The sequence below is a fragment of the Holophagales bacterium genome (assembly GCA_016699405.1).
Taxonomy (GTDB): Bacteria; Acidobacteriota; Thermoanaerobaculia; order Multivoradales; family JAGPDF01; genus JAAYLR01.
Genome location: CP064972.1, coordinates 2,408,067 through 2,425,132, shown reverse-complemented (window position 1 = coordinate 2,425,132; position 17,066 = coordinate 2,408,067). Strand labels below are relative to the sequence as shown.

Below are 17,066 nucleotides of genomic sequence, written 5' to 3'. Positions count from 1 at the left end.
CCGCCGCACCGCGGCATCTCGTCCTATACTCGGCCGAGGAGGCACCCTCGAGTGAGCGACGTCCCGCGCCGCTGGTCCCCGCCGACCTTCGACTCGTCCCGCGCCGCGTGCGGGATCGGCTTCCTCGCTTCGCGCAAGGGGGTCGCCGAGCGCGCGCTCGTCGACATGGCGCTCGAGCTCTGTCGCCAGTTCGACCATCGCGGGGCGCCCGGACACGGCGCGGGGATGCTGCTCGACATCCCCTGGGCGCTGCTGCTCGACCGCTTCCCCGAGCAGGCGCGGGCGATCGTCCAGCGCGACGTGGCGCTCGGCACCTTCTTCCTGCCGTTCGACGGAGCACGCCGGCGGCGTTGCGTCGAGGCGGTCGAGGATCTCGCCGCGCTCGGCGGCGCCGACGTGCTCGGCTGGGCGGACGTGCCGCTGAACGTCGAGGCGCTGCCACCCGGCTCGCCGGCGCGGCGCACCGCCCCGGTGGTCCGGCAGGCGCTCTTCCGCCGGCCGGCGGGGTCGAGCGAGGAGGGCTGGTTCCTCTGCCGCTACCTCCTGCGCCTGGCGCTCGACGAGCAGCTCTACGAACCGTCACGCGGCGAGTTCGCCGTCTCGAGCCTGTCGAACCGCACCGTGGTCTACCGCGGGCTCGCCCAGCTCTCGCGGATGTCCGAGCTCTACCCCGACCTGCGCGACGAGCAGCTCGCCTCGCGCTTCGTGCTCTTCCATTCGCGCTACTCGACCAACACCACGAGCTCGTGGCGCCGCGCCCAGCCGTTCTGGGGCCTGGCGCACAACGGCGAGATCGCCACCATCCGCGGCAACGTCGCCTGGGTGCACGCCATCGGTCGCGATCTGGTGACGCGCATCGTCGAGCGCCACCCGCGCCTGCGCCAGCTCGCCGCGCGCGTCACCTCGATCATCTGCTCGAGCGGCTCGGACAGCGCCAACCTCGACGACATGATGATCGCCCTGATCGCCGGCGGCCTGGCGATGCCGCAAGCACTGCTCGCCCTGCTCCCCGAGGCGCCGTCGATGGCGCGCGGCGAGCGTCACCTCGAAGCGTTCCACGAGGCGATGGCGGTGCTGCTCGGCGCCTGCGACGGACCGGCGGCGATCGTCGCCTGCGACGGCGACGAAGCGGTGGCACACCTCGACCGCAACGGGCTGCGCCCGCTCTGGATCGCCGCCTCCCGCGACTATGCCGTGGCCGCCTCGGAGCTCTCCGGCACGCTCGACCTCGGACCGCTCGAGATGCAGCGCCTGCTCGGACCCGGCGACACGGCGATGGTCCGTCTGGCGAGCGGCGACGTGCTGCTCACCGAACAGGTCCATCGCCTCCTCGCTCTGCAGCGCTTTCCGGCCCCGCGCCGCGGCCAGGCCGGCGGGCGACTCGAGGCTCCGCCGGCGACCCTGCCGGACGACGAGCTCGCCCGTCTGCAAACCGCCTTCGGCATGACCCGCGACGACCTCGAGGTCACACTCGCGCCGCTGGTCGCCGAGGGCAAGCTCGCCATCGGCTCGATGGGGGACGACACGCCGCCCGCCGCGCTGCTCGACCGGCTGCCGCGTCGCCTCGACGACTACTTCAAGCTGCGTTTCGCCCAGGAAACGAGCCCGCCGATCGACCCGATCCGCGACGCCTGGGTCTTCGAGACGTCGGTCGCGCTCGGTCGCCGGAGCGGCCTGTGGAGCGAAAGCGAGGGGCCGCTCTTCCTCTACCCGCACCGCGTCCTCGAACGGGCCGAGCGCGACTGGCTGCTGGCGCACGAGGCGGTCCGTCGCGTCGACGCGACCTTCGCCGTCGGCGATGACGGCGGCACCGTCGAGTCGCTCGAGAGCGCGCTGGCCGGCGTGGTCGGCGCCGCCCTCGCCGTGGCGCGCGACACGGCGGTGCTGGTGCTTTCCGACCGCACCGTCTCCGCCGCGCGCGTCGCGCTGCCGATGCCGCGCCTGCTCTCGCAACTCCACCAGGCGATCGTCGCCGCCGGCTTCCGTCATCAGGTCGGACTGGTCGCCGACACCGGGGCCTGGGACGTCCATCACCTCGCGCTGCTCGTCGCGCTCGGCGCCGACGCCGTCTGCCCCTGGCTGGGCTGCGAGACCGCCGGCGAACGCGAGGCGACCTACCTTGCCGGCGTGCGCAACGGCTTCGTCGAGGCGATGTCGATGATCGGCGTCACGCCGGCTTCGGCCTACTGCGGCGCCCAGCTCGTCGAGGCGATCGGCCTCGACGCGTCGCTGCTCGCCCGCGAGTTCCCCGGCGTCGCCGGCCATCTCGGCGGCATCGGCGTCGACACGCTCGACCGGGAGTGGCTCGGCTTCCATCGCGCCGCCTTCGCCGGCGACGGCGCACCGCCGCCGGCCGGCGAGCACAAGTTCCGCAAAGACGGACGACCCCATCTCTACTCCCCTGACGCGGTGCGCGCCATGCAGGCAGCGGCGGGATTCGGCGAGAACGCACGGCGCAGCCCGGCCGCGGTGGCCGATGCGGCGACACGGCTGCACGACCTCGATGCCGAACGGCGCCGGCGCGCCCCGACCAGCCTGCTCGACCTCGTCGCGCTGCGCGAGGGGACTCCGCTGCCGCTCGACGCCGTCGAACCGGAGGAGGCGATCCTCTGGCGCTTCTTCGTCCCCGGGATGAGCGAAGGGGCGCTCTCCGAACCGGCCCACCGGGCGGTCGCGCGCGGCATGAACCTCGCCTGGCGCTGGTGCCGCCGCCGCTTCCACCGCTCGGCGACGCCGCTGCCCGCCGGGCTCGGTCCGTTCGCCAACAGCGGCGAGGGCGGATTCGACAAGTCGCGGCTGGGCCACGCCGACGGCAACCGCAGCATCCAGTACGCCGGCGGGCGCTTCACTGTGACCCCCGAGGTGGCGGCGCGCGCCGCCGAGGCCGAGGTCAAGTTCGCCCAGGGCGCCAAGCCCGGCAAGGGCGGGCAGCTCCCCGGGCGCAAGGTCGACGCGAGGATCGCCGCGCAGCGCGGTTGCGAGCCCGGCTACGAGCTGATTTCGCCGCCGGTCAACCACAACCTCTACTCGATCGAGGACGTCAAGCTGATGCTCGAGAGCTGGCGCCTCTTGAACCCGGAGGTCTCCTGCGCGCTCAAGCTCACCGCCACCCACGGCGTCGAGATGGCGGCGCTCGGCGGCGTCAACGCCGGCGCGAACCGGATCCACCTTTCCGACGGCGGTGGCGGCACCGGGGCGGCCAAGCGCGTCGATCAGAAGCACGCCGGCGTACCGGCAGCAGCCGTGTTGCCGGCGGTGCACGACGCGCTGGTCGAGGAGGGGGTGCGCGAGCTCGTCGAGCTGTCGGTCGACGGCGGCGTGCAGACCGGCGATCAGGCGCTCAAGCTCCTCCTGCTCGGGGCCGACCGCGTCGGCTTCGGCACCAGCGCGCTCGTCGCGCTCGGCTGTTCGATGCTGCGCCAGTGCCATCTCGCCGGACCGGCGCCGCACGACCCGACGGGGGCGCGCCGCCAGGGCTGCTCGTTCGGCGTCGCCACGCAGGACCCGGCGCTCGTCGCCCGCTTCGCCGGGCGCCCGCGCCAACTCGTCGAATACCTGCTCGCCGTGGCGCACGACGTTCGCCTCGCCCTGGCGCGACTCGGCGTGGCGAGCGTGGCCGACCTCGTCGGCCGGCGCGACCTGCTCGTGCGACGCGACGATCTCGAGGGCAAGGCCGCGGCGCTCGACCTCTCGCACCTGGTCAACGCGCCGCACGGTCGCGCCACGACGCGCCACCTGCAGCGGCAGAGTCAGCTTCACGCCCCGCCGCCGCGCGTGCGCGAGGAGGAGGCCGCCGAGCGTGCGCTCGCCGGCGAATCGGTCGAGGTGGCGCGCCGCCTGACGAACCTCGATCGCGGCGTCGGCGTGACCGCCGCCGGCCTCGTGGCGCGGCGATTCGGCGACGCCGGCCTGCCACGCGGCGCGGTGCGCTTTCGCCACCACGGCGCCGCCGGACACTTCTACGCCGCCTACGCGGTCGAAGGGATGGAGTTCCGCCTCGCCGGCGTCGCCGCCGACTCCTGCTTCACCGCCGCCTACGGCGGCAAGCTGGCGATCGTGCCCGCCGAGGGGTTCCGCAGTGAGGGGACGCCGACGCTCGTCGGCAACACCTTCGCCTACGGTGCTCGGCGCGGACGCGCCTACCTCGCCGGCGGCGGCGGCAACCGCTTCGCCGTCTGCCTGCGCAAGAGCCACGAAGGCGACGCGCCGCGCATCGTCGTCGAAGGGGTGCTCGCCAACGCCTTCCAGTACATGACCGGCGGCACCGCCCTGGTCCTCGGTCCGGTGGGCTTCAACCTCGGCTCGGGGATGACCGGCGGCCGCGTCTACCTGCTCGACGCGGCGCTCGAGATGCTCAACGCCCGCTACGTGCGCGCCGTGCCGCTCGACGAGAGCGACGTCCAGACCGTGCAGGCGCTGCTCGACGAGCACCTGCGCGAGACCGCCAGTCCGATCGCCGAGCGCCTCCTGCGCTCCTTCGACCCCGACCGCTTCTGCCGCATCGAGACGCGGCTCGTTCCCGAGGCACAGCAGTCGACGTGACGGATCGCCTGCCCTGGCGGCGAGGGCTTCCGTGCCTCGGGAGGAGCCGAGCGAGCGCTCCCCGTCTCGGTCTCGTCGCGTGCGGGTCCACGCCCGGCGACGGGGTGAACGGAGCGCACTCCCCCGGCGTCGTCCGCCCGTCGCGAGGAGGAAAATCGACCGCCGGACGGCCGAACGCTGCGATCTTGCGTAGCAAGAGTCGATGAGACGTCACCGCACCGCGCTCCCTGCCGTCGTCACCGCCCTCACCATCCTCGCCGCCCTTCTCTCCCCCCTCCCCGCCATGGCCGTCGAAGAGCCCGCGTTCAAGCTGCTGCGCACCCTCGGCGCGGTCGAGCTGCGCGAATACCCCTCCTACGTCGTCGCCGAGACGGTGGTCGACGGCCGCGACTTCGACCGTGCCGGCAACGAAGGGTTCCGTCGACTCGCCGGCTACATCTTCGGCGGCAATCGGGCTGCCGGCGCCGCTGGCGGATCGCAGAAGATCGCGATGACCGCGCCGGTCGCCCAGCGCCCGCGCGGCGGCAGCGAGCGCATCGCCATGACCGCACCGGTGGCTCAGCGCGGAGGTGCGCAGGGCTGGGTCGTCGCCTTCACCATGCCGGCGGCCTCGACGCTCGCCACGCTCCCCGCGCCGAACGATTCCCGCGTCACGCTGCGCGAGGTCCCGGTCCGCACCGTCGCGGCGTTGCGCTTCTCGGGTTTCTGGTCGGAAGGGCGATTCGCAGCCCGCACCGCGGAGCTGCTCGCCGCAGTGCGGACGGCCGGGTGGACGGTGATCGGCGAGCCGGAGACGGCGCGTTACGACCCACCGTTCATGCCTTGGTTCCTGCGTCGCAACGAGGTGATGGTCGAAGTCGCCGCGCCCTGAGCCCGAGAGCATCGAGCTCGGTGCGTCACCACCGGCGCGGCCGTCACCAGCGCGCCGGACCGAGCCGGCGTGCGTGTCCCGTCGACGGAAACTCGATCTCCGAGGCCTCGGAGAATGCGATGCCGAAACGACGGCGTGTCGCCTCGTCGGACTCGGACGCACTCCGCACCGGCACGCAGGTCGCGTCGAACCGGCGAACCGAGGCGGGCCGGCACGTGCCCACTCGCGCGTCGCGCATCTCGCAGGAGCCGGCATCGCGGAGAGTGTCGCCGTCGAAGACGAGCTGCTCGCCGACCGGCAGCTCGCTCCGGCGCCGGCAGCTCGCCGTGTCGTAGAGACGCACCCACTCGTTCGACCCGCTGAACTCGACCACCACCAGGGTGTGCTCGTCAGCGCTCAGGCGCAGCTCCGCCGTGTAGTTGTCGCTGTCGATCTCGCAATGGCGACCGTCGGCGTGGATCACCCGGATCGGCCCGTCGGTGAAGCGGTCGGGGTCCTGCACTTCGTTGAAGCTCCAGTGTTCGAGCCGCAGCGTCCTGCCCGGCGAAACGTACCAGGCGCGAGAACCGGGATCGCGCGGCTCGATCGGCAGGCGTCGGAGCCCGCAGACGCCCACCTCGGCAGCACTCGCACGGGACGGAGCCGGCATCGGAGCCGTCGCCGCGGCGTTCGTCGGCGTCAGCAGCGCGAACGGCTTGCCCACACAGGAGATCGGCACCTCCTGGTCGTAGACGATGCGGAAGAGCTCGAGTCGCCCGTCGTGCCAGGCGAAACCGGTGCGCCATTGCCCGCCGGTCTCCTGCGGATCGGGGCTCTGCAGGTAATCGCAACCGGCCTCGGAGGGATCGACCGAGACCTCGTAGTCGAAGGCCCGCTCCGGCCAGCGCGCCTTGCCGTCGATACCGAAGCTCCAGATCCGGCCCTGCGCATCGCGGTACTGGCCGGCGATCAGCGACCGATTGACCCAGGCCGCGAGCGGCCCGTCGAGGCGGCGGAAGCTCGCGGCCTCGTCCTCGCTCCACAGCGCAGCGCGCAATCCCTGCGGCGGACCTCCCGCGGGAGCGAGCGTCGCCGCGACGCGCTTGCGTCCGCTCAGGTCGGGCTGATCGTCCTCCGCGGGATCGAGCACCAGCGTCACCTCCCCCGCGCGCGCACCGGCCTGTGCCGCGACGAACGCCCAGTGCGACGCCTCGTGAAAGCTGGTGACGGTCAGGCGCCAGCCAAACGGGGCGCGCTCCACTTCGAACGCCAGCGGCGGGCTGGCATCAGCCGCACGCAGCGGTGAACGCGACGAAACGAGCGCTTCGGCCCAGGGCTCGGAGACCCACGCGCCGGCGAACGCCGACGGATCGAGCGGTGGGGTGGCGGCAGCGGACGCCGCGGCCGCGAGACCGAGCGCAACGGCGACGAGGGCCGGCTTGAGAAGGTCGATCATGAGTCCTCGCGTTCCGGGGAGGTGCACCCCTTCTCCGGAGCGCAAGCTCTCGTCCGGGCGGGACACCCGGCCACCGGAGAGCCGAATCGGCGGATCGAAAAGCGAGAGGGGCGATCGCAGGATCGGGTCGACGGCCCGACCCGGAACAAGGTGCCAACGATCTTCCCGAATCCGCGGGCCGGAACGAGAAGCGCCATCGGGGGGGTCGGGTCGACGACCCGAATCGGCGGACCGGAGCGACGCCGCTCCGGCCGCCGGTCGAGAGGGTCCGGCGCTACTTCGCGGCGGGCGCGACGTAGCTCAAGTCTGACCGCAGCTTCAAGACCTCGGTGTAGACCGAGCGGGTCGACGAGCGCACGATGTCGAACAGCTCTGCTGCCCGGCGCGGTCCGGCCACCCCGGCCACCGCCTCGATCAGCGACTTGTCGAGCGGCGCGAACGCCGCGAAGTTGTCACGTCGGGTGGAAACGACGTAGTGCGGACCCTCTCCGCCGCTCGACAGCCGGTACCACGCCGAGTAGACCGGCCACTCGGCCTTGTCGAGGTCCGCCTTGATCTCCTTGAGGGCGTCCTCGAAGCGCGGCGTGTCGGCGGGGTTCACCATGTAGTGCGTCAGCTGTGCGTAGGCCGCCGGACCGGTCGTGCCGGGCTGAGCACGGCTCGCCTCGGTCATGTAGGTCCAGTAGCCCGTGGTGGTGACCTCCGAATTCGCCCCGAGGTTCTTCTCGACGTCGGCATTGTCGAGCTTGTCGAAGGCGTCGCGGCCGTCGAAGTCCTTCCAGAAATGGTTGAACGAGCCCGTGAGGTACTCCCCGGCGCGGTCGCCGTTGACCACTTCCCAGGTGAACCAGCTCCAGCTGTCCTTCTGCGCGGCATGGAACGCCATGTGACGCGCCCTTCCCGCCTCGAACGCCGCGGTGGCCCCCGGCTTGACCTTCCAGACCGAGATCTGAGCCACTTCGGGGCTCTTCTGTGCGCCTGCGGACGCAGCGACGGACAGAGCGACAGCGATTGCGATGCCTGCAGCGATACGCATTCCGGAAACCCTCCTGGGTTGAGAGAAGGGCTGACCGTATGCCGCGCGGGTGCACACCACAAGCCGCAGCGTGCCTATTGAGAGCGGGAGAGTCTCGGATCAGCCCGCGACCTCCAGCATCAGTGCCAGCGTTCTTTCCTTGAAAGCGCTCGCGGACTCCCCTCGTTCGCCGGACGGCTCATCGTCTCGGCGTTTCCAACAGGAGCTCGAGGCGAGCCCTGCCTGATCATCTGTGCCTCCCGTCCGGTCGGCAGTGCCCTTTTTCGCCGTGGAACGCTCGCCGAGGCAGTCCGTCGCCGTTCGTGAACGGTCTCCGCACGAATCCTGCTCGCAAACAGAGCGCAGGAGGGCTCGACGATGTGGCAAGCGATACGTCCCTACCCTGGGGCGGGGAGAGGCGGCGGGAAGGCACGATCAGGAAAGAGCACCAAGCGGTCACTGCTCCTCAGACGTTCTGCGGCAGCGCGAAATGCGATCGAAAAGATGCGGTAGGAGTCGACGAGCGCCAGACGCACCGCCTTGCACGCAGCATGAACCAAAGGCGCGGGCGAGCACTTGGATCTCTGCGGTCGTTGGTGAGGATGCTGGCGCTGCACTCGAGCGGGCCCCAGAGGTTCTCCCTGTTCGCGAGAGAGCTTCCGGCCTTCGACCTCGACGTCGGCGACCAGTTCGGCGATGCGCCTACGGTAGGAATCCGGGGGCAATCCCGCCCAGCACGGCAGCGGAGAGAGGTCGACAGACTCCGTCGACCGGCAGGCGCGGGGGTCAACCTCTCCGTTGCGACGCCGAAGCTTGTGCTCGAGCGTCCGGTCGATCCACGTTCCCTGGAGCGGCGAATCCTCGAGCAGAGCCGTCACACCGTGGGGGCCCGGCCAATCCTGAGGGCGGGCGACGAAGTGCTCCTTGACTCCATGACGCAGCAGATAGTGGAGGCGAGCGACCTGAGCCTCCTCTTCGTCGGAGACGATGATCATCTGGTAGCGGCGTCCCCAGAACGGGCCTCTCCAATCGTGAATCCGCCCAACCTCTTTGGCGAGGTTCGCCTCGAGGAAGGCCATGAAGAGAGCCAGCTGCTGCGGCGTCTCGGGCGAGAGCAGGAGGTGCAGGTGGTTCGACAGGATCACGAAGCCGTGGACGGCCATCCCGTAGCGAGCCTGCGCTCGCCCGAGAACCCCCAAGGCGATGTCGTTGAGCTGTGGCGACGGTCGCAGCAGCAGCCGTCCCTGCACCGTTCGGCAGGTGACCTCGACCATCGACCCTTCCGGAACAAAACGTAGGCGGCGTGGCATCGAAGGAAAAGGACGGAATCGAGGCCACCGAACTTGCAGCAGCTGCTCTCGGCGACTCCGGGTGGGCGCCCACCTCCCCGAGAGTGCCAGGGGTTTTTCAGAAGATCGACCGCCCTCCCCGAGAGTGCCAGGGGTTTTTCAGAAGATCGACCGCCCCCGCGAAGGCGATCCGTGAGGCTCCGCGAAGGTGCCAGGGACCTTTCGAGACCATTCGGGGGTCCTCCACGCTCCGCTGCTAGGCGACCTCAAGGGACTCCGACTCGAACGAACAGAAGCTCGGTCGCGGCGACGCCCTCGCCGCTCGCGAGCAGCAGTTCCTCGGGGGTCAGGCTGACGACGCTCGCCGCGCGGAGCAGCCGACGTAGGCGCCGTTCCTCGGCCGCGAGCGGCTCGGGGCAGGCGAGCGGCCCGGCGTCGAGGTCCCCGACTTCGAGCTTCGCGTCGGTTCCGATCGCGTACGTCGCCGACGCCCGACCGCAGCCGCTCGCCAGGTGGATCGCCGCGGCCTCGAGCTGAAGCGTCAGCGCCAGCGACGCAGCCGACGCGCTCGGCGGAACCGTTTCCTGCAATCGCCAGTGGGTCCCCGCGAGCTCGCTCGCGCTCGTCGGCGCCGCGACCTCCGTGCCATCGGTCACCGGAACCGTCGCTGCGTCGACCTCCGGCATCGCGCCGAGGTTCTGCCGGGCATACCAGTCGCGCGTCTTGACCAGCTTGAGCTGGCGGCTCTCGCCGTCGAATCGCGCGCCGAGTGCGAGCTTCCACCACTCGATCATCATCACCCCGGCCTTCCTCTCCTTGCCGAAGCGGGCCTTGGCGCGGATCGTCGACTTCCGGAAGCGCGTCGAGAAGTCCTCCAGCGCGAAGCCATCCGGCGACCAGCCGAGCCGCCCCTCCGCACCCACGTCGCGAACGGAGAGGACGCGCTCGACCCATCGCGGCAGGTCGCGCCGCGTGGCGAAGAGACCGACGAGCGGCACCGAGTCGCGCATCTCGACGCGGAAACGCCCGCTCGCCGCCGACACCGGAGGCAGCGCGAGCCGCCCTTCGGGCAACTCGAGGCGCGTCCACCAGCCAGCCTCGCTCTTCGGACCGACCACCTCGGCCTGCGGGATGCGGAAGTTGGTCAACTCGAGGCGCGTCCCGGAGAGGTCGAACGTGCGTGTGGCCAGATCGGCGGTCGACAGGGCGATACCGACCGCCACCGTTCCGTGCAGATCGAGCCCCCCGTAGCGGACGGCCGCTTCGTCGATGTGCGCAGTGAACGAGCCGCGGGCCGACCTTGCCGGAAGCACCGCGTCGAACCCACCCTGCACCTTGCCGCTCCCGCTGACGATGTCGAGCGGCAGGCTCTGCGGGACGAGTCGATCGTAGACCGCAAGGTTCGCCAGGCGCGCCTCACCCAGGTCGACGTGAGCCGTCGCCGTGAAGGGCGGGCCGTGCACGGCGAGATCGCGCGTCTGGCCGACGACGGTCAGCCCGGTGCCGACGATCTCCGCCCGCGGGTCGGCCGCCTGGCGCACCTCGAAGTCGGCAAACCGTACGGTCACCTCGCCGCGCGGGCCGTGGTCGTCCTGCGACACCTCGAGGTGAGCGCTCGCCTTGCCGGTCACGCCGAAGTCGTAGATGCCGAGACTGCAGGCGGTGCGTTCGAGGTCGGCGACGCTCCCGGGCTGCAGAATCCCCGAGCGCACTTCAAAGCGGGCCGAGAACGGCCCCGGGGCGTGGTCGAAGCGAAGCCACTCCGGCAGGAGCTCGCCCTGGACGAAGGGGCCGAAGGTGGCAGCACCCTCGATCGCCGCCTGGGCCGAGGCATAGGGCAGGACTTCCATCCCCCGCTTCTGCTTGAACGGCCAGCGCACCACTTCCAGGTCGACGTGCCCCCGCAGCCCGGTGGCGATCGCGTACCTCCCGATCCGCAGCTCGCCGTCGACGAGGTCCACTCCGCTCGGCAGAAGCTCGGCCTCGACCCCGTGGTGGAGCGCCCAGCCACCGCTCGCCGCCAATTCGCCGGTCAGATGCAACCGATCGGCCCAGACTTCGCGCACCCGCTCGGCGCCGACGCGCGGAAGCTCGAACGACCATTTCGGGCGCACCGGCCGCGGCGTCGCCGGTGGCGGGGCGAGCGGCGCGATCGCCGGCAAGAGTGCCTCGGTCGCCGGATCGAGCGTCTCGCCTGGTCGCTCGAAGCGCATCTGGAACGCGATGCCGGCCGCGTGCACCGAGGCGAAGCGGAGCCGCCGCTCGACGAGCGGCCAGGGCGCGAGCCAGCCACGACCGGTGTCCGCCGTCAGGTGCCAGCGAATTTTCGGCGTCTGGCCGCGGATGTCGAGCCCGACGACGCTCGCCCAGAACGGGAACCACGAATGGGCGCTGGCGAAGGCGATGGCGACCTTCTCGGGCCGACGATTGATCCATCGCTCGAGCGAACCCGACCGCACCGCGACCTCGAACGCCCCGACGTAGAGCAACTCGACCGCCAAGAGCGCCGTCACCAGCCGCCGCGGCCAACCCTTCCAGAACCCGCCCTTGCCCGACTCCGCGCTCATCCCGTCGCTCCAGCCCCTGGTGGCCCTCACCGCGACACGAATCCGGCCGGCGAGGCGTCGCGGCGTCACCGGAACGGACCGTCACCGCGCGGCGCTCATTCTCCCTCGCCCCGCCTCCCGCCAGGCGGGCGTCGGCGCCCGACGCCTCGCCCCCGGGCCGCGCATCCGGACGTTGGCGCCGGCGATCCCCCGTTCGCGGCGGCCCGTGCCGCCTGCGATCAACGGTCGCCCGACTCGAGCAGCGCCAGGCGCACCTCGGACGTGTCGAGCGGCGCCCGCACCGCCCGGCCGCTCGCCCAGTCGCAGCGATGGGCGACGAGCCAGCTGAGGTCGCGCGCGCTCTCCACCCCCGCCGCCTCGACACGCGCCCCGAGCCGATGCGCCAGGGTGAGCAGACCCTCGAGCAGGTCGCCGCGCTCCGCCGTGCGCGTCGCTGCCCGCACGGCGCTCGTCGCCAGGCGCCAGCGCGGCGTCGGACGCTCCACCAGGAGATCGAGCGGGAGAGGCCCCGAACCGATCTCGCCGAGCGCCCCCCGCACGCCGATCGCCGCCAGGCTGGCGAGCAGCTCGCGCGCGCCGTCGAGATCGCGCGGCGTCGGTAGCTCCGGCAGAACGACCTCGAACCGCGAGGCCAGCGCGCGATGCGCCGAGAAGAGGTCGTTGAGCGTCGCCGTCAGGCCGCCGTCCGCCGTCTGCGGCCCGACGACGGCGAGTGACAGCACGAGATGCCCCGGCGCCTTGCCGATCCACCCGGCGGCCTGCTCGATCGCCGCGCTCGCCCACCAGCGGTTGGCCGCCGCGAGCGCTCCGCCGCGCGCGGCCAGGCGCCACAGATCGGCCCCCGAGATCCGTTCGTTGCCGGGTCGCGGAAGGGTGGCGATCGGCGACAGCGCGACGAGGCGCCGCGTCGCCAGCTCGAGCACCGGCTCCCAGAGCAGCTCGAGATCGGCGACCCGGAAGGTCTCCTCGGGCTCGGCGACCGGGGCCGGTGGCGCCACGGCAGCGGCGAGGGCACGCGGCGGCTCGGCGAGCGCTGGCGAGTAGAAGCTCGCGCGATCCCCCCCGCGCAGTTGGCCGGCGCGCAAGGCGAGCTCGGCGTGCGCGACGAGCGCCGCGGGATCGAGGCCGTCCCACGGATAGAGGGCGATCCCCAGGCTGGCGGTGACCCCGACCGACTCCTTGCCGAACTCGAACCCCTGCCGCACGGTGGCGACGAGCCGCTCGGCGAGTCCCTGCGCCTCGTCGGCCTTGCCCTCGAGGCGGACCAGCAGGGCGAAGCAGTCGCCCTCGAGTCGCGCCGCGAGATCGCCTTCGCGCAAGGCGTGGCGGAGCCGATGCCCGAAGCTGCGCAGCAGCAGGTCGCCGGTGCTCGGACCGAGCGCGCGGTTGAGCGCCGCGAACCGATCGAGGTCGACCAGCACCAGGGCGAAGCGCGTGTGGTCCGGGCTCGCCAGCTCGACGAGGTCGGCGAGCAGGCGGTCGAAGAGCGGACGGCTGGGAAGGCGGGTCAGCGGATCGAGCGAGGCCTCCCGCTCGCGGTCACGGGTCAGGCGATCGCGCTCGAGCGCCATGCCGGCGAGTCGCGCCAGCATCTCGAGCACGCGCAAGCCGCGCGACGAGGGACGCCGCTCCCCCGGCAGGAGAAAGAGCAGCAGCCCTTCGGCCGGCTCCTCCTGCTTCCGGCCGGGCGTGCGGATCCCCGACGACCAGGCGGCGTCGAGTCCGGCGTTGCGCGCAGCGGCGGAGAGCGCCGCCCAGCGCGGTTCGCGAGCGATCGACTCGACGACCTGCGGGCCGCCGCCGGCGAGCGCCGGGAAGACGTCGCTCGCCCGGGCCGGATCGAGGGCGGTGAGCGCTTCGGCCATCGCCTCCGGCACGCCGGAGGCCGCCACCAGCGAGAGCCGCGCACGCTCCGTGTCGGCGATCAGGATCGCGCAGTTCACCCCGCCGAAGCGTCGCGCCGCGACCTGGCAGATCTCGGCAAAGACCTCTGTCGCCGCGACACCGAGGGCGATGAGCTCGACGATTCGATCCTGTCCGAGGAGGATCGAATGGGACAGCTCGTCGCCTCCGGTGTCGCGCTCCATGACGTCAGCTTTCCCTCCGGGAGGGCGATTCTAGCCTCGGCTGGGCGACCGCGGATGCCGCCCACACCCCCTAGCGGTCCCGGGGCGGCAACGCGACGATCGGGATGCGGCGCGCTGCCGCCTCGGCGAGCAGCGCCGCGAGCGGACCCGATTCGAGCTCGGCGATCTCGCGCTCGAGCGCCGCGAGCCGTTCGTGAAGCTCGCTCGCCACCTCGCGCATCCCCTGGGTCGGCGCCGTGTCGGCGTCGGCGACCCACTCGGCGAGCGGCGCGAGCTGCGAGTAGAGCTGCGCTCCGCCGCGCTGCGCCAGGATGTCGTAGACCACCTGGGCCTGCGGGTTGTGGAGCCGCCCTTCGATCTCGCGACAGCGCCCGCGGAGCGCCTCGACCCGCGGCAGGAGCTCGCGGGCGCCTTCGAGCGGCAGCCAGCGCGCGGCCAGGGGAGCGAGCTGATCGTCGATCGCCCGCACCCGCGCCACGGCGTCGGCGGCGCGCGCGAGATCGTCGCGCAGGGCGCGGGCAAAGGCGTAGCGTTCGGCGATCGCGGGGTCGCCGTCGCGCGAGCGCGGATCGCGCTCGACGACCAGATCCGCCTCGGCGCTCGCGCCGCCGGCGACGAGCCGCAGGCGATAGCGCCCCGGCGGCACGCGCGGACCCGTCTCCGGGTCGCCGGCATCGAGCTTGGCGCGCGGAATCTCGGGCGTGCCCTCGGCACGCAGGTCCCACACCGCGCGGTGCAGCCCGGCGGCGACGTCGAGGGCCGGTTCGGGCGGTGCGGTCGGCTGGTCGGGGTCGTCCGGCGGGTGCGCCGCCGGCGAGACGTCGCTGCGGAGCGTGCGGACGAGGCCGCCCGCGTCGAGGATCTCCAACCGGGCCTCCTTCACCGGGGCGGTGAGGCGGTACCAGATCGACGCGCCGTTCGGCGGGTTCTCTCCCGCGCCCGAAGCCCCGACCTGGGCCCACGAGAGACCGCTCCGCCAGCGCACCGCCGGGGTGGGCTGAAAGAGCGTCACCGGCGCTCGGCCGGCCTCGCTGCCGGCGAGTCTCACTGGGGTCAGGTCGTCGAGCACCCACACCGAGCGACCGTGCGTCCCGAGGACGAGCGCGTCGCCGGCGACCTCCAGATCCGCCACCGCCACGGTCGGCAGATTGGCGCGCAGCGGGCGCCAACTGGCGCCGCCGTCGCGCGACAACGCCAGGCCGCGCTCGGTCCCGAGGTAGAGCAGGCCGGGCTGGCGCGGATCTTCGCGCAGGCAATGGAGGAAGAGGTCCGACGGCAGCGTCGCCGTGAGGCTCGTCCAGGTGCGGCCGAAGTCGGTGGTACGCCAGAGGTAGGGGCGATCGTCGTCCAGGCGGTAGGCCGAGGCCACCACCCACGCGGTGCCCGGGGCATGCGGCGAAGCCTCGATCGCTCGCACCGTCCCCCACTCGGGGAACCCGGGGAGGCGCGGCGTGAGGTCCTCCCAGCTCGCTCCGTCGTCGCGCGACAGGTGCACCCGCCCGTCGTCGCTTCCCGCCCAGAGCAGGCCGCGGACGAGCGGCGACTCGGCGAGGGCGAAGAGGGTGCCGTAGACCTCGACGCCGGTGTTGTCTCCGGTGATCGGACCGCCCGACCACTGCTGCTTGCCCGGGTCGTTGCGGGTCAGGTCGGGGGAGATCGCCGTCCAGGTCGCACCGCCGTCGCGGGTGCGGAAGAGCCGCTCGGCGCCGTGGTAGACCGTCCGCGGATCGTGCGGCGAGAGCAGGATCGGCGCCGTCCACTGGAAGCGATGGCGCAGCTCGACCGCCCCGTGGCCGGAGGAGTTGAACGGGTAGACGGAAACGTTCTGCAGCTCTCCGCTGGCGAGATCGGCGCGCGAGAGGTAGCCACCGTACTCGCCGGCCCACACCACGTTCGGATCGTTCGCGTCGATCTGGATGTCACCCGCCTCGCCACCGCCGCCGTACGTCCACTCGGCGATCGGGATCCCCTCGCCGGTCAGACTGCGGCTCGGCCCCACCGCCGAGCCGATGTCCTGCATCGTCACCGCGATGCGGAAGGGCCGCGAGCGGTCCACCGCCAGGCGGTAGACCTGTGAGATCGGCAGCGGCGTGGAACGCCAGCTCGCTCCCCCGTCGAGCGACAGGTCGACGCCGCCGTCGTTGCCGTCGATCATCCGCCGCGGGTCGCGCGGGTCGATCCACACGTCGTGGTGGTCGCCGTGGTGCGGTCCCTTGACCGGCTGCACGGTGCGACCGCCGTCGATCGAGCGCAGCAGCCGCACCTGCGGGAACCAGGCGACGTCCGGGTTCGTCGGGTCGACGGTGAGCGTCGTGTAGTACCAGGCGCGCTGGCGCAGCACGTGGTGGGCGTTGGCGAGCGACCAGGTGGCGCCGCCGTCGTCGGAGCGGAAGAGGCCGCCCTGCTCGGCCTCGATCAGCGCGTAGACGCGGCGTCCGTCGGAGGGCGCGACCGCCACGCCGACCTTCCCCCAGATCCCCTCCGGCAACCCCTTGCCGGCGAGGCGCGTCCAGCTCTCGCCGCCGTCGCTCGAGCGGTAGAGACCGCTTCCGGGCCCGCCGCTCGTCAGGCTCCACGGCGTCCGCCGCGCCTGCCAGAGCCCGGCGAAGAGGATGCGCGGATTCGTCGCGTCGATCGCCACGTCCGAGGCGCCGGTCGCCTCGTCGACGAAGAGCACGCGCTTCCAGCTCTGCCCGCCGTCGGTCGTGCGATAGACGCCGCGCTCCGCGTTCGGACCGAAGGCGTGGCCGAGCACCGCGGCCAGGGCGACATCGGCGTTGCGCGGGTCGACGGCGAGGGCGCCGATCTGCCCCTTCTGCGTCCACACCTGCTTCCACGTCGTTCCGCCGTCGGTCGAGCGGTAGATGCCGTTGCCCGGCTCGACGTTGCCGCGGATGTTGGCTTCTCCGGAACCGGCGTAGACGACGTTGCGGTCCGACGGCGCCACCGCGATCGCGCCGATCGTCGCCGTCGGTTGCCCGTCGAATACCGGCGAGAAGTGCTCACCGCCGTCGACCGAGCGCCAGAGCCCGCCTCCGGCGGTGGCCACGAAGCTGGTCAGCGGGTCGCCCGGCACGCCGGCGACGCGCGTCACCCGCCCGCCGAGGGCCGGACCGACCGAACGGAACTTGAGCCCCTCGAGCTCCGGCGGGTCGCTCCAACTCGCCGGCGGCGCGGCCTGCAAGGCACCCCCGCCGAGGAATGCGGAGAGCACCAGTCCGACGATCTGCTCGGTCGCGCGCATCGCTCCTCCTCGCGGC

Annotated in this window: 8 protein-coding genes; 2 read left to right on the top strand and 6 right to left on the bottom strand. The window is 72.3% G+C overall.

Annotated features, from left to right (window positions below; genetic code table 11):
- Positions 1-51 precede the first annotated feature (51 nt).
- Both IPJ17_10030 and IPJ17_10025 read left to right on the top strand, forming a co-directional pair.
- Entirely contained in the window at positions 52-4,542 is a 4,491-nt protein-coding gene (locus tag IPJ17_10030) for an alpha-hydroxy-acid oxidizing protein (protein QQR75880.1), read from the top strand.
- 283 nt (positions 4,543-4,825) lie between these two features.
- Positions 4,826-5,413 carry a heme-binding protein gene (locus tag IPJ17_10025; GenBank protein QQR76142.1) on the top strand — a complete coding sequence of 196 codons (588 nt, stop codon included), beginning with the start codon at positions 4,826-4,828 and terminating at the stop codon, positions 5,411-5,413.
- A gap of 43 nt (positions 5,414-5,456) precedes the next feature.
- Here the strand turns inward: IPJ17_10025 and IPJ17_10020 are convergent, their stop codons facing one another.
- The 6 genes from IPJ17_10020 to IPJ17_09995 all read right to left on the bottom strand — a co-directional run bounded on the left by IPJ17_10020 (position 5,457) and on the right by IPJ17_09995 (position 17,050).
- Entirely contained in the window at positions 5,457-6,848 is a 1,392-nt protein-coding gene (locus IPJ17_10020; protein ID QQR75879.1) for a hypothetical protein, read from the bottom strand.
- A 274-nt stretch (positions 6,849-7,122) separates the two neighbouring features.
- Positions 7,123-7,806 carry a hypothetical protein gene (locus tag IPJ17_10015; protein ID QQR75878.1) on the bottom strand — a complete coding sequence of 228 codons (684 nt, stop codon included), beginning with the start codon at positions 7,804-7,806 and terminating at the stop codon, positions 7,123-7,125.
- Between the two features lie 455 nt (positions 7,807-8,261).
- Positions 8,262-9,137, bottom strand: a complete 876-nt coding sequence (locus IPJ17_10010; protein QQR75877.1) for a transposase — start codon at positions 9,135-9,137, stop codon at positions 8,262-8,264.
- A 281-nt stretch (positions 9,138-9,418) separates the two neighbouring features.
- On the bottom strand, positions 9,419-11,719 hold the full coding sequence (locus IPJ17_10005) for an META domain-containing protein (GenBank protein ID QQR75876.1): 2,301 nt from the start codon (positions 11,717-11,719) through the stop codon (positions 9,419-9,421).
- Between the two features lie 218 nt (positions 11,720-11,937).
- The gene (locus tag IPJ17_10000; GenBank protein QQR75875.1) at positions 11,938-13,806 is read right to left on the bottom strand and encodes a diguanylate cyclase; all 1,869 of its coding nucleotides are present in this window, start codon (positions 13,804-13,806) and stop codon (positions 11,938-11,940) included.
- A gap of 70 nt (positions 13,807-13,876) precedes the next feature.
- Positions 13,877-17,050 (bottom strand): glycosyl hydrolase, encoded by a 3,174-nt coding sequence (locus tag IPJ17_09995; protein QQR75874.1) that lies wholly within the window; start codon positions 17,048-17,050, stop codon positions 13,877-13,879.
- Positions 17,051-17,066 lie beyond the last annotated feature (16 nt).